Annotated in this window: 20 protein-coding genes; 7 read left to right on the plus strand and 13 right to left on the minus strand. The window is 72.1% G+C overall.

The features are described from left to right. Window positions 1-78 precede the first annotated feature (78 nt). The 6 genes from ABT118_RS12065 (at window position 79) to ABT118_RS12090 (ending at window position 7,668) form a co-directional block, all read left to right on the plus strand. Window positions 79-1,344: an extracellular solute-binding protein gene (locus ABT118_RS12065; protein WP_350661832.1), complete on the plus strand. Its 1,266-nt coding sequence runs from the start codon at window positions 79-81 to the stop codon at window positions 1,342-1,344. 92 nt (window positions 1,345-1,436) lie between these two features. Further along, entirely contained in the window at window positions 1,437-2,450 is a 1,014-nt protein-coding gene (locus tag ABT118_RS12070) for a carbohydrate ABC transporter permease (protein WP_350661880.1), read from the plus strand. After that, window positions 2,447-3,286 carry a carbohydrate ABC transporter permease gene (locus ABT118_RS12075; protein ID WP_350661897.1) on the plus strand — a complete coding sequence of 280 codons (840 nt, stop codon included), beginning with the start codon at window positions 2,447-2,449 and terminating at the stop codon, window positions 3,284-3,286. The genes ABT118_RS12070 and ABT118_RS12075 overlap by 4 nt, the downstream gene beginning before the upstream one ends. A 7-nt stretch (window positions 3,287-3,293) precedes the next feature. After that, window positions 3,294-4,817: a glycoside hydrolase family 3 protein gene (locus ABT118_RS12080; protein WP_350661925.1), complete on the plus strand. Its 1,524-nt coding sequence runs from the start codon at window positions 3,294-3,296 to the stop codon at window positions 4,815-4,817. A gap of 367 nt (window positions 4,818-5,184) precedes the next feature. Beyond that, entirely contained in the window at window positions 5,185-6,498 is a 1,314-nt protein-coding gene (locus ABT118_RS12085; RefSeq protein ID WP_350661957.1) for an extracellular solute-binding protein, read from the plus strand. A 117-nt stretch (window positions 6,499-6,615) separates the two neighbouring features. Next, window positions 6,616-7,668, plus strand: a complete 1,053-nt coding sequence (locus ABT118_RS12090) for an SIS domain-containing protein (RefSeq protein ID WP_350661981.1) — start codon at window positions 6,616-6,618, stop codon at window positions 7,666-7,668. A gap of 22 nt (window positions 7,669-7,690) precedes the next feature. On the opposite strand, the gene ABT118_RS12095 is transcribed toward ABT118_RS12090, so the two are convergent. From ABT118_RS12095 to ABT118_RS12155, 13 genes are all read right to left on the minus strand, one after another. Further along, on the minus strand, window positions 7,691-8,974 hold the full coding sequence (locus ABT118_RS12095) for an MFS transporter (protein WP_502884530.1): 1,284 nt from the start codon (window positions 8,972-8,974) through the stop codon (window positions 7,691-7,693). Window positions 8,975-8,980: 6 nt separating this feature from the next. Continuing rightward, window positions 8,981-10,039, minus strand: a complete 1,059-nt coding sequence (locus tag ABT118_RS12100; protein WP_350662021.1) for a polysaccharide deacetylase family protein — start codon at window positions 10,037-10,039, stop codon at window positions 8,981-8,983. After that, window positions 10,039-11,409, minus strand: a complete 1,371-nt coding sequence (locus ABT118_RS12105) for a condensation domain-containing protein (RefSeq protein ID WP_350662043.1) — start codon at window positions 11,407-11,409, stop codon at window positions 10,039-10,041. Before ABT118_RS12105 ends, ABT118_RS12100 begins: the two co-directional genes overlap by 1 nt. A gap of 92 nt (window positions 11,410-11,501) precedes the next feature. Then, window positions 11,502-12,311 (minus strand): hypothetical protein, encoded by an 810-nt coding sequence (locus tag ABT118_RS12110; RefSeq protein WP_350662056.1) that lies wholly within the window; start codon window positions 12,309-12,311, stop codon window positions 11,502-11,504. Beyond that, window positions 12,308-12,574 (minus strand): acyl carrier protein, encoded by a 267-nt coding sequence (locus ABT118_RS12115; protein WP_350662078.1) that lies wholly within the window; start codon window positions 12,572-12,574, stop codon window positions 12,308-12,310. The genes ABT118_RS12110 and ABT118_RS12115 overlap by 4 nt, the downstream gene beginning before the upstream one ends. Continuing rightward, window positions 12,571-13,548: a 3-oxoacyl-[acyl-carrier-protein] synthase III C-terminal domain-containing protein gene (locus tag ABT118_RS12120; protein WP_350662103.1), complete on the minus strand. Its 978-nt coding sequence runs from the start codon at window positions 13,546-13,548 to the stop codon at window positions 12,571-12,573. Before ABT118_RS12120 ends, ABT118_RS12115 begins: the two co-directional genes overlap by 4 nt. Then, window positions 13,548-14,372, minus strand: coding sequence for a class I SAM-dependent methyltransferase (locus tag ABT118_RS12125; RefSeq protein WP_350662116.1), 825 nt, complete (start codon window positions 14,370-14,372; stop codon window positions 13,548-13,550). Before ABT118_RS12125 ends, ABT118_RS12120 begins: the two co-directional genes overlap by 1 nt. A 21-nt stretch (window positions 14,373-14,393) precedes the next feature. Beyond that, window positions 14,394-15,038, minus strand: coding sequence for a 4'-phosphopantetheinyl transferase superfamily protein (locus ABT118_RS12130; RefSeq protein WP_350662144.1), 645 nt, complete (start codon window positions 15,036-15,038; stop codon window positions 14,394-14,396). Continuing rightward, a complete protein-coding gene (locus ABT118_RS12135; RefSeq protein ID WP_350662152.1) occupies window positions 15,035-15,871 on the minus strand; it encodes a class-II aminoacyl-tRNA synthetase family protein in 837 nt (278 codons plus the stop codon). Before ABT118_RS12135 ends, ABT118_RS12130 begins: the two co-directional genes overlap by 4 nt. Beyond that, window positions 15,868-16,767, minus strand: a complete 900-nt coding sequence (locus tag ABT118_RS12140) for a diiron oxygenase (RefSeq protein WP_350662174.1) — start codon at window positions 16,765-16,767, stop codon at window positions 15,868-15,870. The genes ABT118_RS12135 and ABT118_RS12140 overlap by 4 nt, the downstream gene beginning before the upstream one ends. A 99-nt stretch (window positions 16,768-16,866) precedes the next feature. After that, window positions 16,867-17,493, minus strand: coding sequence for a pyridoxamine 5'-phosphate oxidase family protein (locus ABT118_RS12145; RefSeq protein ID WP_350662197.1), 627 nt, complete (start codon window positions 17,491-17,493; stop codon window positions 16,867-16,869). Beyond that, on the minus strand, window positions 17,490-18,518 hold the full coding sequence (locus ABT118_RS12150; RefSeq protein ID WP_350665237.1) for a LuxR C-terminal-related transcriptional regulator: 1,029 nt from the start codon (window positions 18,516-18,518) through the stop codon (window positions 17,490-17,492). The genes ABT118_RS12145 and ABT118_RS12150 overlap by 4 nt, the downstream gene beginning before the upstream one ends. Before the next feature lie 347 nt (window positions 18,519-18,865). Beyond that, complete coding sequence (locus ABT118_RS12155) at window positions 18,866-22,435, minus strand: BTAD domain-containing putative transcriptional regulator (RefSeq protein ID WP_350662215.1); 3,570 nt, start codon at window positions 22,433-22,435, stop codon at window positions 18,866-18,868. A 545-nt stretch (window positions 22,436-22,980) separates the two neighbouring features. Here ABT118_RS12155 and ABT118_RS12160 point away from each other — a divergent pair. Continuing rightward, entirely contained in the window at window positions 22,981-24,492 is a 1,512-nt protein-coding gene (locus ABT118_RS12160; protein ID WP_350665248.1) for a sensor histidine kinase, read from the plus strand. The last annotated feature ends 42 nt before the right edge of the window (window positions 24,493-24,534 follow it).

Genomic DNA, 24,534 nt, shown 5'->3' on the forward strand with positions numbered 1-24,534 from the left:
CGACCCCTTCCCCCCGATTTGTATCGGTTGGGTCGCCGCCCGGGTGGGGGTAACCCGGGCATCCCTCAGGAGGATGGCGTGAAGCGTCAGCTCATCGCGGCGGTCGGCGTCGCAGCAATGGTCGTCGGTCTTGCGGCTTGTGGTTCGGACGCCAAGAAGGCCGACGACGCGGCCAAGCCCAAGGACTACAACGGCAAGACCCTGACCGCCTGGGTGATGGACGGTTCGGCGCCGCAGACGTGGCAGGACGGCATCAAGGCGGACTTCGAGAAGGAGTTCCCGGGCGCCAAGCTGAAGCTCGAGATCCAGAAGTGGAACGGCATCGGCGCGAAGGTCACCACCGCCCTCTCCGAGGGTTCGGTCGACGTCCTGGAGATCGGCAACACCCAGACCGCGGGTTACGCGGCCACCGGTGGCCTGCTCGACCTCACCAAGGACAAGGCCAACCTGGGCGGCAACGACTGGGCTGCCAACCTGAACAACTCCTCGGTCTTCGAGGGCAAGCAGTACGCCGCGCCGTGGTACTTCACCAACCGCGTGGTCATCTACAACAAGGAGCTCTTCACCAAGGCCGGCATCGCCGCGGCCCCGAAGACCCTGGACGAGTTCTACGCCGACCTGGACAAGCTGAAGGCCGTCCCGGGCGTCACCAACCCGATCTACCTGCCCGGCCAGGAGTGGTACACCTACTTCGGCCTGGTCGTCAGCAACAAGGGCCAGATCGTCAAGAAGGACGGCGACAAGTACGTCGGCAACCTGTCCTCCCCCGAGGCCAAGGCCGCGTTCGAGCAGTACAAGAAGCTGCAGAGCTACTCGAACGCCCCGAAGGACAAGGACGAGGCCACCCCGGCCCAGGGCGGCATCTTCGCCAAGGGTGACGTCGGCGCCATGATCGGCCTCGGCTGGGAGGCCCCGGCCCCCAAGGACATGGCCGCCGAGAAGATCGGCTTCTTCCCGATCCCCGGTGTCGCCGCGGACAAGCCGTCCGGTGTCTTCCTCGGTGGCTCCAACCTGGCGATCGCCCAGGCGAGCAAGAACCAGGACCTGGCCAAGGGCTTCCTGAAGCTCGCCATGTCGGACAAGTTCGAGGGCCAGATGGCCTCGACCGGCCTGATCCCGAACAAGCCGTCGCTGAACAGCCTGGCCGTGACCGACTTCGCGAAGGCGGCCATCCCGGCCTCCGCGAGCGGTGACACCACGCCGAACATCGCGGCCTGGGCCAACGTCGAGAACACCCCGAACCCGATCAAGGACTTCCTGACCGCCGCCCTCGCCGGCGACTACGACGCCGCGGCCAAGAAGTACGACGAAGAGATCACCAAGCGCCTCGCGCAGAAGCAGTAATTCCGTACGGCGTCGCACACCAGGCTCCAGGGGAGCGTGGTGTGCGGCGCCGTCACCCTGTTTTGTGGCCGGTTGGGTAGGAAGAGAGAACGATGGCTGTGCATTCGGAGCGGGTGCAGACACGGTCCCCATTGGTCGGGAAGGACGCCGTGGATCCCAGTCAGGCGGCCGCTGTGAAGGGCGCCCCGAAGAACACCAGACCGGCAGCCGGTCCGGGCCTCCTCGCCAGGAGCGCCCCGTATCTGCTGATCCTGCCCGCCGTCGCGGCCACGCTGGCCCTGCTCGGCTGGCCGCTCGTGAAGACCTTCATCATCTCCTTCCAGAACCTGAACAAGCGTCAGCTGATTCAGCACCTGACCGAGTGGAACGGCTTCGACAACTACAGCGACCAGCTCACCAACGCGGCCTTCTGGAACACGGCCGGTCGCTCGGTCGCGTTCACGCTGGTCAACGTGGTGCTGACGATGGTGCTCGGCTCGCTGGTCGGCCTGCTGCTGAACCGGCTCGGCAAGAACATGCGGCTGCTCCTCTCGTTCGCCCTGATCATGGCCTGGGCGATGCCCATCGTGGCCAGCACGACCGTCTACACCTGGCTGTTCGACAGTCAGTTCGGCGTCGTCAACTGGCTCCTGTCCCAGCTGGGCTGGGACAGCATGGCCACGTACAACTGGTACAGCGGCCAGATGTCCACGTTCTTCGTGATCACCCTGCTGGTGGTCTGGGGCTCGGTCCCGTTCGTGGCCTTCAACATGTACGCCGGCCTCACCACCATCCCCGCCGAGCTCTACGAGGCGGCCCGGATGGACGGTGCGGGATCCACCAAGATCTTCACCTCGGTGATCTTCCCCAGCCTGCGCCCGTTCTTCCTGGCCACGACCTTCCTCGAGGTCATCTGGATCTTCAAGTGCTTCACCCAGGTGTTCACCCTCAACGCGGGCGGTCCGGAACGACTCACCGAGACCCTGCCGGTGTACGCGTACATCGAGGGCATCGGTAACCAGCACTACGGCGCCGGAGCATCGATCGCCGTGCTCACCATCCTGATCCTCGGTGCGCTGATGGCGTACTACTTCAGGATCATTCTGAAGCAGGAGGACGAGCTGTGAAGCGCTCGATCGTCGGACGCAGCTGGCCGAACCTGATCGCGGTCGTCCTCTTCGTCTTCTTCATCTTCCCGGTCTACTGGATGGTCTCCACGGCGTTCAAGCCGAACAAGGACATCATCAGCAAGACGCCGGTCTTCATCCCGCTCGAGGCGACCCTCGATCACTTCGACAGGGCCGTGCACGCCGACCAGTTCTGGACCATGGTCGGCAACAGCCTCACCGTCACGGTGGGCGCGGTGCTGGCCTCGCTGGTGATCGCCATGCTGGCCTCGTTCGCCGTCGCCCGGCTGAAGTTCCGCGGCCGGAAGAGCTTCGTGCTGGTGATCATGGCGGCGCAGATGGCCCCCTGGGAGGTCATGGTGATCGCCGTCTACCTGATCACCCGGGACAGCGAGATGCTGAACAGCCTGGTCCCGCTGACGATCTTCTACACCATGATGGTGCTGCCCTTCTCGATCTGGACGCTGCGCGGCTTCATCGCCGCCGTGCCGAAGGAGCTGGAGGAGTCCGCGATGGTGGACGGCTGCACCCGGGTGCAGGCCTTCGTCAAGGTGGTCTTCCCGCTGCTGGCCCCCGGTCTGATGTCCACCTCGCTGTTCGGCTTCATCACCGCGTGGAACGAGTTCCCGCTGGTGCTGATCCTGAACAAGCAGACCGGTGAGGGCACCGCGCAGACCCTGCCGCTCTGGCTGACCTCGTTCCAGAGCAACTTCGGCAACGACTGGGGCGCCACCATGGCCGCCTCGACGCTGTTCGCCGTCCCGATCCTGATCCTCTTCCTGTTCCTCCAGCGCAAGGCCGTCGGTGGCATGACCGACGGCGCCGTGAAGGGATGACCCGCGCGTGAGCATCCTCACCCCCGCCGTGACCGACAGCGACCAGCTGCACCGCGACGCCCTGACGGTCCTTCAGCCCGGTTTCGTCGGCACCACCATGCCCGAGTGGGTCCGCCGCCACCTGGCGGCCGGCCTCGGCTCGGTGGCCCTGTTCGCCCGCAACGTGGTGGACCCGGAGCAGCTCGCGGCGCTCACCGCCGAGCTGCGCTCGGTCAACCCCGACCTGCTGATCGCGATCGACGAGGAGGGCGGTGACGTCACCCGCCTGGAGGTCGGCTCCGGCTCCTCCTGGCCGGGCAACCTCGCGCTCGGCGCGGTCGACGACACCGCGCTCACCCGCGACGTCGCGCGCGAGCTGGGCCGGGCGCTGGCCACCTGCGGCATCAACTACAACTGGGCGCCCGCGGCCGACGTCAACTCCAACCCGCGCAACCCGGTGATCGGCGTCCGCTCGTTCGGCGCCGACCCCGAGCTGTGCGCCCGCCACACCGCCGCCTGGGTCGAGGGCCTGCAGCAGGTCGGCGTCGCCGCCTGCGCCAAGCACTTCCCCGGCCACGGCGACACCGCCGTGGACTCGCACCTGGGCCTGCCCATGGTCGACGTGGACGTGGACCTGCTCCGCTCCCGCGACCTGGTGCCGTTCCTGGCCGCGATCGAGGCCGGCGCCAAGGCCGTGATGACCGCTCACATCATGGTCCCGGCGCTGGACCCGAAGCTGCCCGCGACGCTCAGCCCCGCGGTGCTCACCGACCTGCTCCGGGGTCAGCTGGGCTACCAGGGCCTGATCGTCACCGACGGCATCGAGATGGGTGCCATCGCGGACACCTACGGCATGGGCCCCGGCACCGTGATGGCGCTGGCCGCCGGTGCCGACGCGATCTGCGTCGGCGGCGGGTCCACCGAGGAGGAGACCGTCCTGGAGCTCCGGGACGCGATCGTCGAGGCGGTCCGCTCCGGCGCGCTGTCCGAGGAGCGCCTGGCCGACGCCGCCCAGCGGGTCCGCACGCTCGGCAGCTGGGCCCGGATCGAGGCCCAGGGCCAGCTGGCCGAGCCGGACCTGGCGATCGGCCTGCGGGCCGCCCGCCGCGCCCTGCGCGTGGTCCGCGCCCCGGGCCGGGCCTTCCCGCCGGTGACCGAGCGCCCGTACGTGGTCTCGCTCTCCGACCAGCCCAACTTCGCGGTCGGCGACGACACCCCCTGGGGCCTGTCCGGTCTGCTGACGGCCCGTTTCCCGGGCACCCGGACGGCCAAGGTCGACGCCGCGGACGCCGCCCCCGAGGCGCTGGACGCCACGGTGGCCCGGCTGCTGGCCGAGGCCGAGGGCCGCAGCCTGGTCCTGGTGGTCCGGGACGCGCACCGCTACGACTGGATGACGGCAGTGCTGGAGCGGGTCCTGACGGCCCGTCCGGACGGCGCCGTGGTCGAGATGGGCGTCCCGCAGGCCGCGCCCGCCGGCGCGCTGTACATCGCCACCCACGGGGCGGCCCGGGTCCTCGGACTCGCCGCCGTCGAGGTGCTCACCGGCCAGTAGGCCGAACGCACCCGCACCAACTCGGAAACCCATCTGCGCCGGCAGGTGGGTTTCCGTGTTTTCCGGGGTCGAATTCCGCTCCGCCGCAGGTGGCTGACGGTGCGTCAGACCTGTCATGTCCCGGCATTTTTCCGGCGGCCGGGAAATGCCGGAGCGGAATGACGGTGCTCCCTCAAGGGGGCCTTAAGGGAGCCTTAACGGAACCCTTAGTGTCGGTGCGGCAACAGGGCGCACACAACTCACAACAGGTCTGCAACGTCCGTGATTTGAGCCCCGGTAATCGTTGACTTCAGCTTTGGTCTAGGCCAGTCTCCAGCAATCCGGTCTAAACCACAGTTGGGCCGGACCAAGCAACCGGGAGGATGGCGTGAACCGTCGGCTCATGGCGACGTTCGGCGTCGCGGCACTGCTCGCCAGCACAGCGGCCTGCGGGGGCAGCGCCGGTTCCGGGGCCAAGGGCAGCGGTCCCAGTACCACCGACCCGAAGTCCGTCACCGGCTCCGTCACCATCTGGCTGATGCCCGAGGCGCAGGCCAGCTGGCCCGAACTGGTCCAGCAGGTCAACGACGAGTTCGCGGCGAAGTACCCGAAGGTCGATCTCAAGCTCAGCTACCAGACCTGGGCGGACAAGATCACGAAACTCGACGCGGCGCTGGCCGGCGGCGGGGCACCGGACGTGGTCGAACTCGGAAACACCGAGACCATGAAATACATCCTGAACGGCTCGCTGGCGACGGTCGACAAGGCCAGCTACGAGAACTCCGACACCTGGATCCAGGGCCTGGTCAACACCTGTACGTACCAGGACAAGCTCTACTGCGTGCCGTACTACGCGGGCGCCCGGGTCGGCATCTACAACGCCGCCGCGTTCCAGGAGGCCACCGGCAGCGCCGAGTTCCCCAAGAACGAGGACGAGCTGCGCGCCGCGCTCGACAAGGTGGCGGCCAAGCACAAGGGCGACAAGGGCTACTCCGCGCTCTACCTGCCCGGCCCGTACTGGTACGCCGCGATGTCCTACGTGACCGCCTACGGCGGCACCATCGCCCGTTTCGACAGTGCCGGCAAGTGGCACGGCGCGCTGCACGACGCCAAGTCGCAGCAGGGCGTCCAGCACTTCGTCGACCTGGTGAAGACGTACAACAAGGGTGACCTGACGGTGAACGAGCTGAACCAGGCCACCGTGCTCGGCCGGTCCAAGACCGCGATGATGTACGGCAACGGCTGGGAGATCGGGACCGCGATCGCCCCGGTCGGCGGTGAGCCCAAGCTCAAGGAGAGCCTGAAGGTGGTCGGCATGCCCGGCCCGAACGGCAAGCCGCTGCCCTCCTTCATCGGCGGCTCGGACCTCGCGGTGACCGCCAAGTCGCAGTCGCAGGAGGCGGCCAAGGACTGGATCCGGATGTTCACCAGCGCCAAGTCGCAGCAGGTGCTGGTCGACAAGGACACCCTGCCGAACAACCTGACCCAGCTCAGCCCGCTGAAGTCCAAGCCGGCCACGGCCGCCGCCGCCAACGCGGTGCCGGACGCCTGGTTCACCCCGATCGCCCCCGGCTGGGGCGCGATCGAGAAGCAGAACGTCCTGGTCACGATGCTGAACGACATCCTCAAGGGCAAGTCGGTCGACGCGGCCACCCTGGAGGCCGACGCGAAGATCGACGAACTGATCAACAACCCGTCCTGACCTCCCACCGGTGCGCCGTCCGGGCTTTCTCGGACGGCGCACCGCGGGTGCCCGGGGGCGTTCCCGCTCGTAGCATCACGGAGGGGGAGCGACCGTCCCGAGCGGAGGCACCGTCAGATGACCGACCCGCAGCACGCGCCTGCCCCCGGCCGGATCATGGCGGCGGAGATGGCCGAGCAGCCCGCCGTGCTGCGGCGGATCCTCGACCAGGGCGGCCCGAAGATCCGCGAGATCGCCGCCGAGATCGCCGGCCGCGAGCCGCGCTTCGTGCTGCTGACCGCGCGCGGCACCTCCGACAACGCGGCGCTGTACGCCAAGTACCTGACCGAGATCCGGCTCGGCAAGCCGGCCGGCCTCAGCTCGATGTCCACCATCACCGCCTACGGGGCCAGGCCCGACCTCACCGACGTGCTGGCGGTCACGGTCAGTCAGTCCGGCGGCTCGCCCGACCTGGTGGCCTCCACCAAGGCCGCCCGGGAGGCGGGCGCGGTCACCCTGGCGGTGACCAACAACGCCGACTCCCCGCTGGCCGAGGTGTCGGAGTTCCACATCGACCTGCTGGCGGGCCCGGAGAAGGCGCTGCCCGCCACCAAGACGTACACCGCCGAGCTGCTGGCCCTCTACCTGCTGGTCGAGGGGCTGCGCGGCGGGGACGGCGCGGCGGCCGAGGTGCTGCCCGAGCTGGCCCGGGAGGTGCTGGACCGGCAGGCCGAGGTGAAGGCGCTGGCGGAGCGGTACCGGTTCGCCCAGCGGCTGGTGCTCACCTCGCGCGGCTACGGCTACCCGACCGCCAGGGAGGGCGCGCTCAAGCTGATGGAGACCACCTACATCCCGGCCTCGCCGTTCTCCGGCGCGGATCTGCTGCACGGTCCGCTGGCGATGGTCGACAACGTCTCCCCGGTGATCGCGGTGGTGCCGGACGGCAAGGGCGGGGAGGCGCTGCAGCCGGTGCTGGACCGCCTGCGCGGGCGGGGCGCGGACCTGGTGGTGATCGGTCAGCAGGAGCAGGTGGACGCCGCCTCCGCGGGCTTCGCCCTCCCCCGGGGAGTCCCGGAGGAGGTCCAGCCGATCCTGGAGATCCTGCCGCTGCAGCAGCTGGCCTACGAGGTCGCCATCGCCCGGGGCCAGGACCCGGACGCACCCCGGGTGCTGGCCAAGCTGCAGGCGTGACGCTCCCCGGCCCGGGCGCGGTTCAGGCGCGGGTCGGCACCCGGCCCAGGGTGCGGATCGGGCGGGCGGCCAGCAGCGCGCCGACGGTGAGGAAGCCGACCACCACGCCGACCAGCAGTACCTTGTCGGTGCCGAACGCGTCGACGGCCGGTCCGGCCAGCGCGCTGCCGATCGGGTACATGCCGACGGAGCCGGCGACCTCGTAGGCGTGCACCCGGTTGAGCACCTCGCCCGGCACCTGGGTCTGCACGCTGGTGGCCCACATGACGCCCCAGACGCCGATCCCGACCCCGACCGCGACCTGGGCCGCGGCGAGCAGCCAGACCGGCCAGCCGAGCACGATCCCGAGCGGGTAGAGCGGGTAGGCCGCCATCGCCACCGCCCCGGCGGCGAGCGGCCGGGCGGGCTTGTAACGGATCGCCAGCAGGCCGCCGGCCACGGTGCCCGCGCCCAGCGCGCAGTTGATCAGGCCGAAGGCGGTGGCACCGTGCGCGGGCACGATCACGCCGGCCGCCACCGACAGCTGCGGCCCCCAGGAGAGCACCGCGTAGAACATCCAGATCACGATCACGCCCCAGAGCCAGCTGCGGGAGCGGAACTCCTGCCAGCCGACCGCCAGGTTGCGCCACAGGCTCTCACCGGCCGGCGGGGCGGGCACCACCCCGAGCCGGAGCGCGAACAGGCAGACCGCGCTGGTCGCGTACGCGGCCGCGGAGATCACCATCACCCAGCCGGTGGACCCGAACCCGACCAGGGCGCCGGCCAGCGCCGGGCCGCCCAGACCGGTGATCGCCTCGGAGGTGCGCAGCACCCCGTTGGCGCCCTGCACGTCCCGGGCCACCAGCGGCACGGTCGAGGAGGCGCCCGGCTGGAACAGCGCGTTCGCGGTGCCGGCCACGACCAGCAGCCCGTACAGCTGCCAGAGGTGGTCGATGCCGTGCAGGAACAGCAGCGCGAGCAGGACGTGCGCGGTGAGGTTGGCCAGGTCCGCGATGATCATCATCCGGCGGGCGGTGAACCGGTCCGCCAGCACGCCGCCGAACAGCACCAGACCGGCGAACGGCGCCACCAGGAAGGCCATCGCGTACCCGGCGGTGTCCAGGCCGTACCCGCCGCTGAGCAGGCCGGCCGCGACCGCGACCGGCAGCATGGCCCAGCTGAGCAGGCCCGCGCTGCGGGCGGTGAAGTAGTACCGGAAGTTGCGGGACCAGATCGCCGGCTCCCCGGACGGTAAGGCGGCCGCGGCCGGGTCCTCGATCTCCGGGGACGGCGCCTCGGCAGTGTGGTCCGCCAAGCGATCGCTCATTGCTGCTCAACCCTTCAGTTGTGGATCGTGGTGGGGAGGCGCTTCGAGCTCTCCCACGGTGACGGGCTCCAGGCCGCGTTCGAGCAGGCCCTCGATGATCGACGGCAGGGCGCGGACGGTCTGGCCGCGGTCGCCGGCGCCCTCGTGCATCAGCACCACCGAGCCGGGCCGGGCGGCCGTCAGGACGGTCGCGGCGATCTGCTCCGACCCCGGCCGGGTCCAGTCGCGGGAGTCGACGTCGAACATCGTCAGGGTGGCCGGATGCCCCTCCAGCGCGGTCGGCAGCCCGGTGCTCAGCGCGCCGTACGGCGGCCGGAACCGGGTCGGGGCCCGGCCGGTCACCCGGGCCACCGCCGCCGCCGTCCGGTCCAGCTGCTCGCGCAGTTGATCCGCCGTCAGGTCGGGCAGGTAGGGGTGGGACCAGGAGTGGTTGCCCAGCTCGTGCCCGGCCGCGGCGATCCGGCGCACCTCGTCCGGCAGCGCCGTGACGTGGTGGCCGACGCAGAAGAAGGTGGCCAGGACGCCGTAGCGGTCCAGGATCTCCAGCACCTGGCGGGTGTGCACCGGGTCGGGGCCGTCGTCGAAGGTGAGCGCGACCCGGTCGACGTCCCGGCGACCGTGCTCGAACCAGCGTCCGGCCGCCTGCAGTTCGGCCCGGATCGGCTCGCTGCGCCGGACGCCCTCGAAGAACTCCTCGGCGCGGCCGGTCAGGCTGCCGCCCTCGGCGGTGACCCGGGCCAGCGCGCCGGGCGCGCTGCGGGCCCGCTCCGCCAGCTGCCCGGCCGGGACGGAGCCGAACCCGGGCCGGGGCGGCAGCTGCCAGGGATCGGCGCGGTAGACCTCCAGACCGGCCGCGGTCATCGGGCCGTCGAGCAGGCCGTTGGTGCTGTCGAGCACCACGGCGGTCGGCTGCTCCCGGCTCAGGTCCCGCAGCCAGGCGATGAGTTCGGCCACCTGGGCGCCGCCCCAGCTGCTCGGCTCCGCCGCCGCCAGCCCCGCGCCGTCCAGCACCTCGACCCGGTAGCCCGCGCCGGTCCAGGCGATCCCCGCGTACCGCGTCGCCATCAGTCCCCCAGGGCGATCGCCTCGGCGACCACCAGCCGCTCGACCCCGCGCAGGAACCGCTCCATCCCGGCGCGGTCGATCACGGCCGGGTCGGCGGTCATGGCGAGGTCCAGGGCGCCGGGGGCGGTCAGCACGTCCACCGCCATCGAGACGTTCCGGCGGGCCGGGAAGTCCGTCGGCCAGGTCAGCACCGTCCGGCCGATCAGCTCGCTCAGCGCGGCCCGGGGCCGCTCGACGGTGTCGAACGGGCCCACGCCCGGGTCCCGGGTGTCGTTCCACCAGTACGAGTGGTCGGCCGCCTCGCCCTTCTCGGCCAGCAGCGCGATCTCGCGGTCCAGCGCCCACTTGTCGTAGGCGGCGTGCCGGAACGCGGCGAACGCGAGCGACCTGGTCCGCCGCACCGCGTCCCCGAAGTCCCGGTCCGCGTCCGGGAGTCGGAACAGCGCCTCCTGCGCCACCGTGCTGACCGCCGCGGCGGCGGCCGGCTGGAACCGGTTGCCCACCACCACCTGGAACAGCACGTCGCTGCTCCCCGAGCTCAGCGCCAGCTGGTGCGAGACCGCGCCCAGCAGCACCGCGGCGTCGCTCACCTCCAGCTCCGCCGCCACCCGTCCGACGGCGACCGCCAGCGCGGGCGAGCGCAGCAGGGCGTTGGGGAACAGGCGGTCCGGATCGGCGGCGAGCTCCGGCGCGGCGGGCTCCCGGAAGATCTGCCGGGGACCGGCCGTCAGCTGCTCGACCCAGTGCCGGCGGGCCGCCTCGTCCCGGCGGCGGCCGAGCGGCGAGGCCTGGAACTCCGCGGCCTCCAGGGGCTGGAGGGCCGGGCGGGCCAGCCGCAGCGACTCGGCGGTCTCCCCGGCCCGGACCGACTCCAGGTCGCGCAGCAGCCGGCCCTGGCCCCAGTAGTCCATCGCGGCGTGCGAGCCGACCAGCACCAGCCGGTGGACCTCGCCCTCGCACTCCACCAGGCCGACCCGCAGCGGCCACTCCCGCTCGTGGTCGAAGGAGCGCCCGGCCAACTCCCGGAGCAGCGCGGCACCGACCTCCGCGGCCTCGGCGGCCGAGCAGGTCCTGACCTCCACCGGGAGCTCGCCGCTGCCGTCCACCACCTGCAGCAGGCCGTCCGGGCCGTCCGGCAGGAACCTGGTGTGCAGGCTGTCGTGCAGCAGCAGCAGCTCCGTCAGCTCGGCGAGCACCCGGGACGGCGGGAGGGGCGGGGAGACCGGGAGTTCGGCGGGCACGTTGTACCGGGGGGCGTCGTCGCCCAGCCGGGTGACGACCCCCCAGATCGCCCGCTGCCCCCAGGTCGCGGGGCCCTTGCCGGTCCGTGCGGAGTCCAGCCTGATGGTCCGCTCGTTGACCGTGGTCATCGTGGTCCAACCTTCCGTCGAGTTGCCTCGTCCGAGTCCGATGTCTGCCGGGGCCGGGCCGGACGCGACGTCCGGCCCGGCCCCGGGGCCTGTCAGGTGGCGAACACCGCCACGTGGCTCCGCCCGGTGCGCGGGTCGGTGTCGCAGAGCACGATCCGCCGGTGGGCCTGCTGCCACTCCTGCCAGTGCTCGGCCAGCGCCAGCCAGAGGCTGGTGCAGTAGCTGCCGGGCGCCACCCGGTGCACCGGGGTGCGGTCCGGGAGGTCGTCGGTGACCCAGGGGCCGAGCACCAGTAGTGTGCCGTCCGCCCCGAGTTCACTGCCGAGGGTGTCCACGTTCAGGGCCTCCACCGCCGAACCGGCCGAGTGCGCCCGGACGAACCGGAGGCCGTCCCCGTCGGCGGCGCCGAGGACCAGCGCCGCCGCCGAGTCGATCAGCGGGGTCTCCTGCACCAGCGGGAAGGCGGTCGGCAGCGTGGTCTGCTCCAGCACCGCCAGCACCACCTCCGCGGCCCGTCCCGCGCGGTGGTACGCCGAGGCGATCCGCAGCGCGGTGAAGGGCGCGGCCAGGCCCTGCTGGGCGATCGCGAAGTTGGTCGCCCCGCCGCCGAGGCGGTCGACCAGGTACGGCGCGACGGCGGTGAACGGCACCACGTCCGGCAGGGCGTGGGTGACGATCAGCAGCTCGGGCCGGCTCCGGCCGACGCCTTCGTCGGCGACCAGCAGGTCCGCCAGGTCGCGGTGGTGGACGTGCGGGCCCCGGCTCAGCAGCTCCTCGTCCGGCTTCTCCCCGAACGGGGTGAGCAGGTCGCGGAAGTAGTCGAGCGCGGCCCGGGTGTCGCCCGGCCCCCGGCCCTGCGGCGAGCGCACCGCAGCGGCGGCCCGGACGGCGAGTCCGGTCATGACGGCCCCTCTCCTTCGCGGAGTGCGGCCTCGACGTAGTCGGCGAAGGACCGCACGGTCCGCAGGTGGTCGATGTCGAGCTGCTCCGGGTCGACCGAGATCCCGGTGGCCTCCTCGACGGTCATCAGCAGCCCCAGCACGGACAGCGAGTCCAGCTGCAGCTCGTCGAAGAGCGCGGTCTCCTCGGTGAGCCCGTCGACCGGCCGCTCCAGCACCTCGCCGAGCGCCTTCTCGATCACCAGCAGCACGTCCTGACGGTTCATCGGGCACCCCCGGCCGCCCGGTGGGTGATCACCATCGCGCCGAAGGTGGCGCCCAGGCCGACCGAGACCAGCAGGTAGTGCGCACCGTCCAGCAGGCGCCCCGAGTCCCGCAGGGTGGTGTAGTTGACGAAGACGTCGGAGGCGAAGGTGTGGCTGTAGCGCGGGACGTTGTCCAGGAAGACCTTCTCCGGCGCCACCTCCAGCTCCTTGATGGTCTGCCGCCAGGCCAGCTTGTTGACGTTGTGCGGGATCACCAGGTCGATCTGGTCGAACGTCAGCCCGGCCTCCGCCACCGCCTGGTGGATCACCTCGGCGATCCGGCTGCCGTACTGCTCGCCGAAGGCGGTGTTCTGCTCGGCGGTCAGCTCCAGCCACTGGGCGTACTCGCCCAGGGTCCGGTTGGCGAAGGACCGGACCACGTCGCCGTCGCCGTCCAGGGTGAGCAGGCAGGAGGCGGCGGCGTCGGCCATGATCGAGGTGTTGGGGACGTGCTGGACGATCGGCGAGTACGCCTGCTCGCCGGTGACCATCAGGGCGTACCCGCCCTCGCTGCCCTCCGCCCGGAGCAGCTCGCCGAGCACCTCGATCGCGCCCAGGCTGCTGACGCAGGCCTGGTGGCTGAGGCCGAACGCCTCGGTGCCGGTCAGGCCGAGGTCGTCGCCGACCACCCGGGCGATGTCCACGTCGGCCGGTGCCACGGCCTGGGTGACGTGGGCGTAGGCCAGGAAGTCCACCCGGCCGCCCTCGGGGAGGGCGGCCAGGGCGCCGCGGGCGGCGGGCCGCAGCAGGTCCAGCAGCGGGAGCTCGGGGTCGTAGCGGAGCGTGTCCAGGCCGTAGAACTTGCGGAACACGCCCAGCTCGGCCCGGCGCAGGCCCAGCCGCTCGCCCAACTCCTCGATCCGTACGCTGCGTTCGGGCAGGTACGACTCGATCCGCTCCAGCGTGACCAGGCGGTCCGCGGTCGGACGGCCCATCAGGCCGTCGCGATCTCGGCGCGGATCAGCCACAGCCGGTTGGCGCCGCGGCGGTTCCTGGGCTGGACCTCGTACGGCCAGCGGCCCTCGCCGGCGCCCGGCTGGCCGGGCTCGCGCAGGTCGGTGGTCTTCCAGCCGTTCGCGGTCAGGAACTCCTCCGGCTCGTCGGAGCCGAAGATCCACGGCGTGCCGTCGGCGGCCAGGGTGTCGAGGAAGGGCTTCGAGAACGGGCTGCGCAGCAGGGCGCGTCCGAGGATGTCGAAGGCCAGGTGGCTGCCGGGGGCCGAGGCGGAGGCGAGCAGCTGCAGCAGCCCGGCGGCCTGCTCCTCGGTGAGGAAGAAGGTCAGCGCCTCGGCGACCCAGAGGGTCGGGCGCTCGCGGTCGAAGCCGGCCGCCTCCAGCGTCGGCAGCCAGTCCCCGGTGAGGTCGGCGGAGACCTCGCGCCGGTCGGTGCGGGGCTCGGCCCCGAGGGCGTCGAGCCGGCGGCGCTTCTCGGCGATCAGCAGGGCGTGGTCGACCTCGTAGACCTCGGTGCCCTCCGGCCAGTCGAGCCGGAACGCGCGGGTGTCCATGCCCGCGGCGATCAGCACCACCTGCTGGATGCCGCTCTCGGCCAGGACGTCCCGGATGGCGTCGTCCAGGAACCGGGTCCGGATGGAGATGAACGGCAGCAGGCCGCCGCCGGCGTAGCGCTCGATCAGCTCGAAGCCCCTGGGCGCGGCCAGGTCCTTGGCCAGCGGGTCGACGAAGAGCGCGTCCTCGCGCTCGGACTCCTGGGAGCGGGCGGCGGCCATCCACTGTGCGGTGTACGAGACTGCATCCATGGTGAAGATCCCTCCTCGGGATCAGGCGAAGAACGCCTTCTCGATGGTGGTGAGGGTCTGGAAGTCCTCGATGTCGATGTTGTCGAAGTCGATCTCGACGCCCGCGGCGTCCTCGATCGTGTAGACGAGCTCGACGAAGGCGAGCGAGTCGACCAGCCGGCTCTCGATCAGGTCGACGTCGGCGGCGAGCTCGGTGCGGTCGGGGTGGCGGCCGAGGATCCAGTCCCTGACCTTGTCGATACCTGCGGAACTCATGGCGATCCCTTCAGAGTTGGGGGCTAGCGAAGTGGTGGCGGCCGCGACGGCGATGGCGAAGCCGCCGTCGTGGCTGATGCTGACGTCGATCGGGCCGAGCCCGGCCTCCCGGGCCAGCTCGGCCGCGCCGCCGGAGAGCCGGACCCCGGGGCGGCCGCCGGGGCCGCGCAGGACCTCGATGCCCTGCCAGGGGACCGTCCGTCCGACCGCGCCGAGGAGCTTGAAGACGGCCTCCTTGGCGGCCAGCCGACCGGCGATCCCGGCCTGGTCGGGGGCGCCGTCCGGGGTCCGGGAGGCGGTCAGCTCCGCGGCGGAGAGGAACCGTCCGAGCACCGGACCGCGGCCGGGCTCCAGCAGCTCGCGGACCCGGGAGAGCGGCACCAGGTCGACGCCGATCCGGGGTTGGGTCACGACGGGTCGGCGGCGGCCCGGACCGCGGCCAGCGCGGCGTCGAGGTCCGCGCCGAAGTGCTCGGTCAGGACGGCGAGCCAGCGCTCCAGCCCGAACGCCACACAGGAGGTGTAGGCGTGCTCGCCGGACTCCAGCCGGATGGCGCACCGCTCGCCGAAGAAGTTGCGGTGGGTGTTGACCGAGGCGATCGCCAGGTCGCCGTACTGGAACTCGTACTTGACCGGGCTGATCTTCTGCAGCAGGGCGCGGCCGCTGTCGTTGCGGAAGAACGGGTCGGCGGCCGGGACCTTCTCCAGCCCGATCCCGAGCGCGGCGGCGAAGGACTGGATCCGCCCGGTGAAGCCGGCCAGCACCTCCTGGGTGTGCTCGTAGCTGCCGAGGGCGACGATCTCGCGCATCTGGAAGCTGGCCAGGCGGCGCAGCCCGCCGTAGTGGTCCTCGTTCCGGAAGCAGCGGTTGACCAGGGTGACCAGGGTCCGGTCGCCGACCTGGTCGCCCTCGTGGAAGAGGTACGCGCCGTAACAGGTGGCGTGCGGCAGCCCGTACCTGGCCTCGGCGACCGCGCCGGGGCCGAACCTGCCCTCCACCGGCTTGAACTGATCGCCCGTCAGGTCGAGCGAGCCCGCCACCCAGGCGAGCTGGGGGAAGTTGGTGTAGACGTCGAACTTCTCCAGGTCGGTCACCGGGAACAGCGGCGGGGCGCTGATCTCCTCGGCGCCGGCCGCCAGGCCCCAGTCGGCGAAGACCCGGTCGAGCTCCCGGACCAGCCGGGTGGCCTGCGGTCCGAGGATGGCGAGCGCGGGCGCGCCGTCGCTCCCGGTCAGCCGGTTCATCGGACCAGTCCCGTCTTCTCCAGGTACCTGACGGTCTTGCGGAAGGTGCGCTGCTCGGCCTCGGCCCGGGCGGGCGAGTCCAGCAGGGCCCGGCGCAGCTCGTGCGGGTTCTCCAGCCCGGCGTCGCGGTAGACCTGCGGGTGGTAGAGCGAGTCGAAGCTGTGCTTCAGGTACCGGCGCAGGTAGGTGGAGATGTACGCCAGCTCCTCCTCACTGGCGGTCTCCTTCAGGTCCCGGTGCAGCAGGTCGACCAGCTCGCGGCCGAAGGCGATGTGCCGGGACTCGTCCTGGTGGTGGATCCGGTTGATGCCGCGGATGGTCTCGTGCAGCCGGACGTCCTCGGCCATCTGCGAGTTGAAGTGGTCGACCAGCTCCTCGAAGATCAGGATCCGGGCGAACACCAGCAGGCTCTGGATCTTGGCCGAGGTGCCGTCCGCCCCGGTGCCGTCCGCCCCGGTGCCGGCCGTCTCCGCGCCGGCCGGCTGGCGGTAGATCTTCCCGCCGTAGCGGAGGCAGAATTCGGCGAAGAACCACATGTGCTCGTTCTCCTCACCGATGAAGTGGTGGAAGAACTCCGACGGGGTCTCGAACCCGGCGGTGTGGATCCGGCCGACCACCTCGATGAGCAGTTCCCGGATTCCGTGCACATTGAGGCTGTAGAAATTGATGCTCTCGTGCTTGGAAAGCCGGTGCAGCTGTTCCGGAGTGAGCTTCTCGGCCCATTCCGTCCCGTACGTGGTGGTGAGCTCGGGGCTCATCCACCACATGTCCTCGGGGAGTCGGTCCGGCCACTCGAACAGCCGGTACGGGTTGTAGTAGTCGTCGATCGACTTGGTGGCGAGGCGGTCCAGGATTCCCCGGAACCGGTCGTTTCGATCGATCACATCGCTGACCATCGCGCGATGTCTCCGTTCCCTTCGGGGGCTCTTTACTGAATCCAAGGTAAGGAATCCCGAGCGGGGTTCTCAACGCCCGAAACCGGCTGCCGAATCCGGTCAGTGCGACCCGGCGAGTTCCGCCCGCAGGGCGGCGTTCTCCTGTTCCAGCCGGGCGATCCGCTCGTGCACCGGGGCCAGCGCCTCGGAGAGCTCCGCCTGGCTGAAGCGCGGGGTGATGTGGTTGGGGCAGTTCCAGGCGTAGCCCTCGACCCGGATGGTGACGAGCTGTTCGACCGTGCCCTCGGTGCGCGGGGAGTCCAGCCGCCGGGCGAGCGCGGGGTCCGAGCCGACCGGTACGGCGGTGGCGCGGCCGAGCAGCTTGAGCCGGGTCTGTCTGGCCTGGTCGAGGAAGAACAGCGCGACCCGGTCGTCGGCGCGCACGTTGCCCGCGGTGATGTACTGCCGGTTGCCCCGGACGTCCAGGTAGCCGAGGGTGTGCGGGTCCAGGACGTGGACGAACCCGGCCGGCCCGCCCCGGAACTGGATGTACGGCCAGCCGCTCTCGCTCACGCTGGCGAACAGGAAGCCGTCGAGGCCGCTGATGAAGTCGGCCGCCGCCGAGGTCAGCGGATCGGCCGCCCCGCCGGGTGCCTGCAGGAGGCGCCCGGCCGCCTTGGCGCTGCCCATCTCCTCCTGCACCTGGCGCACCGCCGAGGTGTAGGCGAGGTTCTCGAACCGGCTCATGCGGCGCTCCTCAGATCCAGCTCGACCAGGCCGCCCTGCGCGGCCAGGACACCGGCCTGGAAGCGGCTGGTGGCCGACAACTCCTGCATGATCGTGGCCACATGGCGGCGGAAGGTCCGCTCGGACATGCCCACCCGACGGGCGATTACCTCGTCCTTGGCGCCGGAGGCCAGCAGGTCGAGCAGGGTGGCCTTCAGGTCCTCCAGCGTCCCGGCGTAGCCGGCCGCACCGGAGTCGAAGTCGAACCCGGACTCCCAGACCCGGGCGTGCAGTCCGGCCAGGAAGGCCGCGACCGCGCCCTCGTAGACGACGGCGATCGCGTCGCCGTCACCGGCCGGGAAGAAGGCGGTCTTCCGGTCGAAGACCAGGAACCGGTCGCGCACCTCCTTGGTGGTGCGCACCTGCCCGCCCGCGGGCAGCAGTTCGCCGATGTGCGCCCGGGTGTCGGAGTCGCCTCGGGCGGTGTGGGGGTAGAGGATCCGGCCCGGTACGCCGCGCCGCAGCGCGTCCAGGACCAGCGGGCGGGCCAGGCGTAACTCGGGGGTCTCCTGGGCCACGCACGGCTGCATCACCAGGACCTCGGTGGTGCAGCCCTGGGTGGCCTCCAGCAGCCGCAGCTCGATCTCCTCCCAGTCGTCGGTGATCACCACCGGTTCGGCCCTGGTCCTGGCCTGCTTCTCGAACGCGGCCGTGAAGGAGTTCAACTGTCCCTGGAAGTCCGCGAGTCGGCGACGGCTGTCGAGGATCTCCCGTTCCAGGGGGACCAGTAACTCCATCTGGGCGGCCTCCGGGCTGACCGCGACCAGCCGGTCCGCGCCGCCGTCGGCCGGCTTGGCCAGGCGCAGTTCGCGCAGCAGGTCGGCGGCCTGCTCGGCGCGCTGCTGCGGGACGCCCAGCTCCTCGGCGATCCCGGACGGACTGAAGTCGGCACGTCCGATGGTGCGTTCGTAGAACGCCACCACGAAATCGTCCACCCCGGCGGCCCGCCGGGCTTCCTGACGTAGGGTCTGGGCCGCGAATTCCATCGTCACCTCATTCTGATCGTCCGGATGATGTGGCATGACAGAAGGAGAGGAGCCCGCCCCGTACGGGTGGTGGTGACGGACACCGTGCGCGTGGCAAGGTGTCGCCTCAGGACGGCACGGGGGCGGCCTCGCCGTGCCATCCACCGTACGGAGACGGTCTGTTCGGGCCCCTGCAGTCGGACCAGAGGACCGGAAGTCCGCCGGGAGGCCGTCCCGGGCCCGGCCCACCGCCGCTGACCTGCGGCCCTGCCGGTGCCCGGCGGCCGGCCCCCGGGAACCGGCAGAACCGGGACGACTGCCGGAGCAGTTGTCCTGCCGCCGGAAGGACGGCCGCGACCGGCCGCCGTTCAGCGGAGCCGGAATCCTGCCGTCCCCCGGGAGAGCCGCAGCGCCTCGCGCCAGTGCGTGACCGCCTGGTCCGGCGCGCCGAGCGCCGACTGCACCCGGCCGAGCGCCAGTTGGCTGCGCGCCTCGCCCGGCCGGTGCCCGGTCCCGCGGTGCAGGACCAGTGCGTCCCGCCCGGTCTCCAGGGCGGTCCCGGTCTCGCCCAGCCGCAGCCGCACGCAGGCCAGCACGTTGAGCGCGCAGCCCTCCAGCATCCGGAACCCGGCCTCGCGGGCGAGCAGGACGGCGCGCTCCGCGGTCCGCAGGGCGGCCTGCGGCTCCGGCCCGGCCTGGACGGTCGCGAGCCCGACCAGCGCGGCGGCGAGCGGGAAGCGGTCGTTCACCACCTCGGCCAGGTGGAGCGCCTCCCGGTAGCTGCCGGCCGCAGCGGCCGGATCGCCCGCGCGCTCCTGCGCGGCACCGAGGACGAGGTGGGCGTCGGCCTCCAGCCCCCGGTTGTGCAGTGCCTGCGCGGCGGCGAGCGCGGTGTGGGCCAGCACCGACCCGGTGGAGTGGTCGCCCAGGTCGGTGTACGCGCCGGAGAGGCAGCTCAGCGCCATCGCCTCGCTGAGCCGGTTGCCGTTCTTCAGGTGGACCGGCAGGGTCTCGCCGAGCACCCGGATCGCGTCCTTGGGCCGGCCCAGTGCGCGCTGGACGATCCCGAGGTGGGTGTGCGAGACCGCTTCCCCGCAGGGGGAGTCGAGCTCGCGGAAGAGCCGGCCCGCGCGGGTGAAGTGCTCGGCGGCCTCGGGCAGCCGCCCGAGCTTCCAGCAGATCAGCCCCAGGTTGACCACGTCGTCCCCGCTCTCCGAGCCGCTCCCGGGCCGGGCGAGCCCGCCGGCCCGGGAGAGGTGGTCGTAGGCGGGCCGGAGCGCACCGTTCTCCTGGTGCACGGCGCCGATCCGGCGCAGCGCCAGCGCCTGTCCGTCGAGCCACTCGGCCTGCCGGGCGAGTTCGAGCCCGCTGGCGAACAGCTCCAGCGCCTGGGTGCTGTTCGCCAGCACCCAGTGGCATTCGGCCCGGCGCAGCTGGGCGGCGGCCTGGGCCCGCAGTTCGCCGTCGGCGACGGCGGCGAACAGGCTGGCGGTCGCGACCTTGAGGCAGTCGCCGGTGTACATCCCCACCGAGAGGTAGCTGTGCAGGCTCTCCGCCAGCCGCCAGGCGACGGCGGTGAAGCCGGCGCCGGACGCCTGGAGCACGGCGCCGGCCAGGTTCTCCCGCTCGCTGTCCAGCCACTTCGCCGCCTGGCCGTGGTCGGCGAAGACCGGCGCGGCCGAGGCGGGGGCCCGGCCGGCCGGCGCGGCGGCCGACTCGGCCGGGTAGAGCAGCCGGGCCGCCGCGTCGGTGTGGTGGAGGTACCAGTCGAAGAGCCGCTGCCTGGCGGCGTGCGCCTCCTCCCGGCTGACCAGCTCACGGGCGTACGAGCGCAGCAGGTCGTGCAGTCCGTACCGGTCGCCCGCCCGCTCCTGCACCAGGTGGGCATCCGTCAGACGCGCCAGCAGCAGCGCCGATTCGGCCGGGTCCGAGTCCGCCAGCACGGCGGCGCCGGCCTCGGTGACGTCCGGGCCCGGCATCAGGCTGAGCAGGCGGAACATCCGCTGGGCCGGTGCCGGGAGCGCGCGGTAGGAGAGGTCGAAGGCGGCCCGCACGGTCGAGCGCCGGTCGCCCTCGATGTGCAGCCGGCTGAGCATGTCGCCCCCCGCCAGCTCGGTGCAGAGGTCGCCGATCCGGACGTTGCGGGCGAGCAGGTTGGCCCCGGCGATCCGGATCGCCAGCGGCAGGCCGCCGCACAGCCGGACCAGCCTGCGGGCCGCCTCCTCCTCGGCCACCACCCGGCTCTCGCCGATGGTGCGGCCCAGCAGTTGGCGGGCCTCGTCCGGATCGAGCACGTCCAGGCCGAGCTGGCACGCGCCGTCGCTGGCGACCAGCCCGGCGAGCTGGCTCCGGCTGGTGATCACCACGGCGCACCCCGGGGCGCCCGGGATGAGCGGTCTGACCTGCTCGGCGTCGCGCGCGTTGTCCAGCAGGATCAGCATCTGTTTGTCGGCGAGCAGGGTGCGGTAGAGCGCCGCGGCCTCGTCCTCGTCGGCGGGCAGCTGGTCCGGCGGAGCGCCCAGGGCCCGGAGGAACTGGGCCAGCACGTCGCCGGGGCGCAGGGTCGGCAGCGGGGAGTGGCCGCGCAGGTCGACGAAGAGCTGCCCGTCCCCGAAGTGTTCGCGCCGGGCGTGCGCCCAGTGGGTGGCGAGGGCGGTCTTGCCGACCCCGGGCGGGCCGACCACCGCCATCACCCGCGAGCGCCGGGCCGGGTCGGTCGAGACCAGGGCGTCCAGCTCGCGCAGCTGCCGCCGCCGCCCGATGTGGGCACCGGCCAGGGCGGGCAGCTGGGCCGGGAGCGGCTCGGGGAGCGCCGTCCGTCCGGGCGGCGCGGGGCGGTCGGGCGGCGGGCCCGGGTCGGGCGGGGCGGGCCGGTCCGGGCCCTGGGCGAGGGGGAGTTGCTGCCGCAGCACCCGCAGGTGGGCGTCGCGGACCTCCGCGTTGGGCGCGATGCCCAACTCCTCGTCGAGCCGGTCGCGCAGCCGGCTGAACACCTTGAGCGCGGCGGCCTGCTCCCCGCAGCTGGCGAGGGCGAGGATCAGCCGGGCGTGCAGGCCCTCGTGCAGCGGCTCGGTGTTCACCAGGTCCCACAGCACCGGGACGGCCTCCTCGGGCCGGCCCAGCCGCAGCGCCGCGTCGGCGTGCAGCAGCACCGCCGTGACCCGCCGCTCGTTGGCCGCCACCGCGGCCGGGTGCTGGCGCAGCACCGGGTCCGCGTCCGCGAGCACCGGGCCGCGCCACCACTGCAGGGCCTGCGTCAGCGCTTCGTACGCGGGCCCCGGGTCGGGTGCCCGCTGCACCCGCCTGGCCTGGGACAGCAGCTCGTCGAAGTGGCCGAGGTCGATCTGGTTCCGGGCCGCCTCCAGCCGGTAGCCGGTGGGGGTCCGGACCACGGTCGGCGGCGGGACGGCCCGGGCGCCGACCGGCTCCAGCAGCTGCCGGAGCTGGCTGACGTAGGTGTGGATCAGGCTCTGGTGCGAGCTGGGCGGACCGGACGGCCAGAGCGTCTCGGTGATCTCCTGCTGGGTGGAGGGCTCGGGGTGCTTGAGGGCCAGCAGGCCGAGCAGGCGGCGCAGCATCGGGCTGGTGACCGGGACGGGGGTCCGGCCGCGCTGGAGCGAGAGCGGGCCGAGGATCAGCAGGCGGGGCCGGCCGGGGCTGCGCGCCGGGCCGGTGCGGGCGGCGGCCAGCAGTTCGGCCAGCTCGCCGCCGGTCAGGCCGAGTGCGGCGGCCAGTCGCTGGAGGGTGCGGGGCTGGGGCCGCTGGACCCGGCCGCGTTCGATGTCGCGCAGTGCCCTGGTGCTGATGCCGGCCCGTAACGCGGCCAGTTCCTGGCTCAGGCCGGCCCGCTTGCGGAATCCCTGCACCCGGGAGCCGAACGGGCACGGCTCGTCGGCCGGTCCTCCCGAGCGCCCCGCGGCCGACGTCCTCCCTGACATGGCGTCCCCCTCATCCGATGACCGGCGGCGGCTGTGCGGGCCGTGTGCGGGCGTTTCCGCCGGGGCGTGGGCCGACGATCATTTTGGACTAGACCAATGGCCCAAGCAAGGGATATCCACAGGCGACCCGGGGCCGGGCCGCCTCCGGGCGGCCCGATCTGTGCATCGGGTGGGGATCGGGTGAGGGGAGTGCGGATGTCGGTCGCAAGCCGGTCGCGGACGGCCCGGTGCCCCGGGGGCGACCCGGAAAGCACTACGGGCCACGGCGCCGACACAGGACCCTCAACCTGTGCGGCACCGCAGCCCGGAGCTGTCGTCGGGCGCCTCCACCGGCCGTCAGCTGTGCGGGGCCAACGGGGTACGGGGCGTCCGACCGAGGAGCTGCCTCGCGCGGTCAGGGCAGTTGCGCGGGGGGCGGCTCCTTGGTGCTCTTTCATTGTGGACTAGACCAATCCGGCTTGTCCAGAGAGCTCCCGAGATTGGTCTGGTCCACAGTGGAGAAGCCGCCCGGGGCCCGGTCCGGATACGCTCGCCCTGTGCCCTCGCTGAACGAACTCGTCCGCCGCCACACCACCCTGACCGGTGCCGATGTGGAGTGGCTGCACATGCTGGTGTCGGAGTGGCAGCTGCTCTCCGACCTCTCCTTCGCCGACCTGGTGCTGTGGATCCCCACCTGGGACGGCATCAGATACGTCTCGGTGGCCCAGATGCGGCCCAATACGGGGCCTACGTCGTACCAGGACGACATGGTCGGCCACCTGGTGCCCCGGGGCCGCCGGCCGCTGCTGGACGCGGCCTACGACGAGGGGCGGATCGTCCGGGAGGGCGACCCGGAGTGGCGCGAGGAGGTGCCGGTCCGGGTCGAGTCGATCCCGGTCCGGCGCGAGGGCAAGGTGCTCGGCGTGATCGCCAGGAACACCAACCTGCTCACCGTCCGGACCCCGAGCCGGCTGGAGCTCACCTACCTGCAGAGCGCCTCGGACCTGGCCCAGATGATCGCCGCAGGAACGTTCCCGTACCACGGGGTCGAGCAGACCGACATGGACGCCGCGCCCCGGGTCGGCGACGGGCTGATCAGGCTCGACGCGGAAGGCGTGGTCACCTACGCCAGCCCGAACGCGCTGTCGGCGTACCACCGGATCGGCCTGACCACGGATCTGGTGGGCAGTCACCTCGGCCAGACCACGGCCGAGTTGGCGCCCCCGGCGCGCGGTGCGGTGCACGAGGCGCTGGTGAAGCTGGCCAGCGGCTGGGCGCCCCGGCAGACCGAGGTGGAGGCGCAGGGCGGGGTGGTCACGCTGCGGGCGATCCCGCTGAAGCCCAAGGGCACCCTGACCGGTTCGCTGGTGCTGGCCCGGGACGTCACCGAACTCCGGCGTCGTGACCGTGAGTTGATGACCAAGGACGCCACCATCCGGGAGATCCACCACCGGGTGAAGAACAACCTGCAGACGGTGGCCGCGCTGCTGCGGCTGCAGGCCCGCCGGATGGACTCGCCGGCCGGCCGGGCCGCACTGGACGAGGCGGTCCGCCGGGTCGGCTCGATCGCGATCGTGCACGAGACCCTCTCGCAGACCCTGGACGAGCAGGTCGCCTTCGACGAGATCGCGGACCGGGTGCTGGCGATGGTGATGGAGCTCTCCCAGGACGGCAAGGTCGCCACCCGGCGGACCGGCAGCTTCGGCATCCTGTCGGCCGAGGTGGCCACCCCGCTGGCGATGGTGCTGACCGAGGTGCTGCAGAACGCGCTGGAGCACGCCTTCGACCCGAAGGACGGCGGCAGCGTCGAGGTCAGCGCGCTGCGCGGGCGGGCCCCGGCCACCGGGACGGGCTGGTCGGAGAGCTGGAACGGCGGCACCAAGCCGGAGGAGTACCTGCTGATCACGGTGCAGGACAACGGCCGGGGCATGCCGGAGGGCTTCGACCCGCAGACGGCGGGCAACCTCGGCCTGCAGATCGTCCGGACCCTGGCCACCAACGAGCTCGGCGGCAGCTTCGACATGGTGGCCAACCCGGAGGGCGGCACCAAGGTGGTGCTGGAGATCCCCGTCCCCTAAGGCACGGGCGGCGGAGAAGGCAACGAGGCCCTGTCGACCGGG

Source organism: Kitasatospora sp. NPDC002040 (assembly GCF_040296785.1).
Classification (GTDB): Bacteria; Actinomycetota; Actinomycetes; order Streptomycetales; family Streptomycetaceae; genus Kitasatospora.

Coding starts and splice junctions, on each gene's coding strand:
- ABT118_RS12070 (WP_350661880.1), top strand. CDS start 1,437: ATGGCTGTGCATTCGGAGCGGGTGCAGACACGGTCCCCATTGGTCGGG.
- ABT118_RS12090 (WP_350661981.1), top strand. CDS start 6,616: ATGACCGACCCGCAGCACGCGCCTGCCCCCGGCCGGATCATGGCGGCG.
- ABT118_RS12095 (WP_502884530.1), bottom strand. CDS start 8,974: ATGAGCGATCGCTTGGCGGACCACACTGCCGAGGCGCCGTCCCCGGAG.
- ABT118_RS12100 (WP_350662021.1), bottom strand. CDS start 10,039: ATGGCGACGCGGTACGCGGGGATCGCCTGGACCGGCGCGGGCTACCGG.
- ABT118_RS12105 (WP_350662043.1), bottom strand. CDS start 11,409: ATGACCACGGTCAACGAGCGGACCATCAGGCTGGACTCCGCACGGACC.
- ABT118_RS12110 (WP_350662056.1), bottom strand. CDS start 12,311: ATGACCGGACTCGCCGTCCGGGCCGCCGCTGCGGTGCGCTCGCCGCAG.
- ABT118_RS12115 (WP_350662078.1), bottom strand. CDS start 12,574: ATGAACCGTCAGGACGTGCTGCTGGTGATCGAGAAGGCGCTCGGCGAG.
- ABT118_RS12120 (WP_350662103.1), bottom strand. CDS start 13,548: ATGGGCCGTCCGACCGCGGACCGCCTGGTCACGCTGGAGCGGATCGAG.
- ABT118_RS12125 (WP_350662116.1), bottom strand. CDS start 14,372: ATGGATGCAGTCTCGTACACCGCACAGTGGATGGCCGCCGCCCGCTCC.
- ABT118_RS12135 (WP_350662152.1), bottom strand. CDS start 15,871: ATGAACCGGCTGACCGGGAGCGACGGCGCGCCCGCGCTCGCCATCCTC.
- ABT118_RS12140 (WP_350662174.1), bottom strand. CDS start 16,767: ATGGTCAGCGATGTGATCGATCGAAACGACCGGTTCCGGGGAATCCTG.
- ABT118_RS12145 (WP_350662197.1), bottom strand. CDS start 17,493: ATGAGCCGGTTCGAGAACCTCGCCTACACCTCGGCGGTGCGCCAGGTG.
- ABT118_RS12150 (WP_350665237.1), bottom strand. CDS start 18,518: ATGGAATTCGCGGCCCAGACCCTACGTCAGGAAGCCCGGCGGGCCGCC.
- ABT118_RS12155 (WP_350662215.1), bottom strand. CDS start 22,435: ATGTCAGGGAGGACGTCGGCCGCGGGGCGCTCGGGAGGACCGGCCGAC.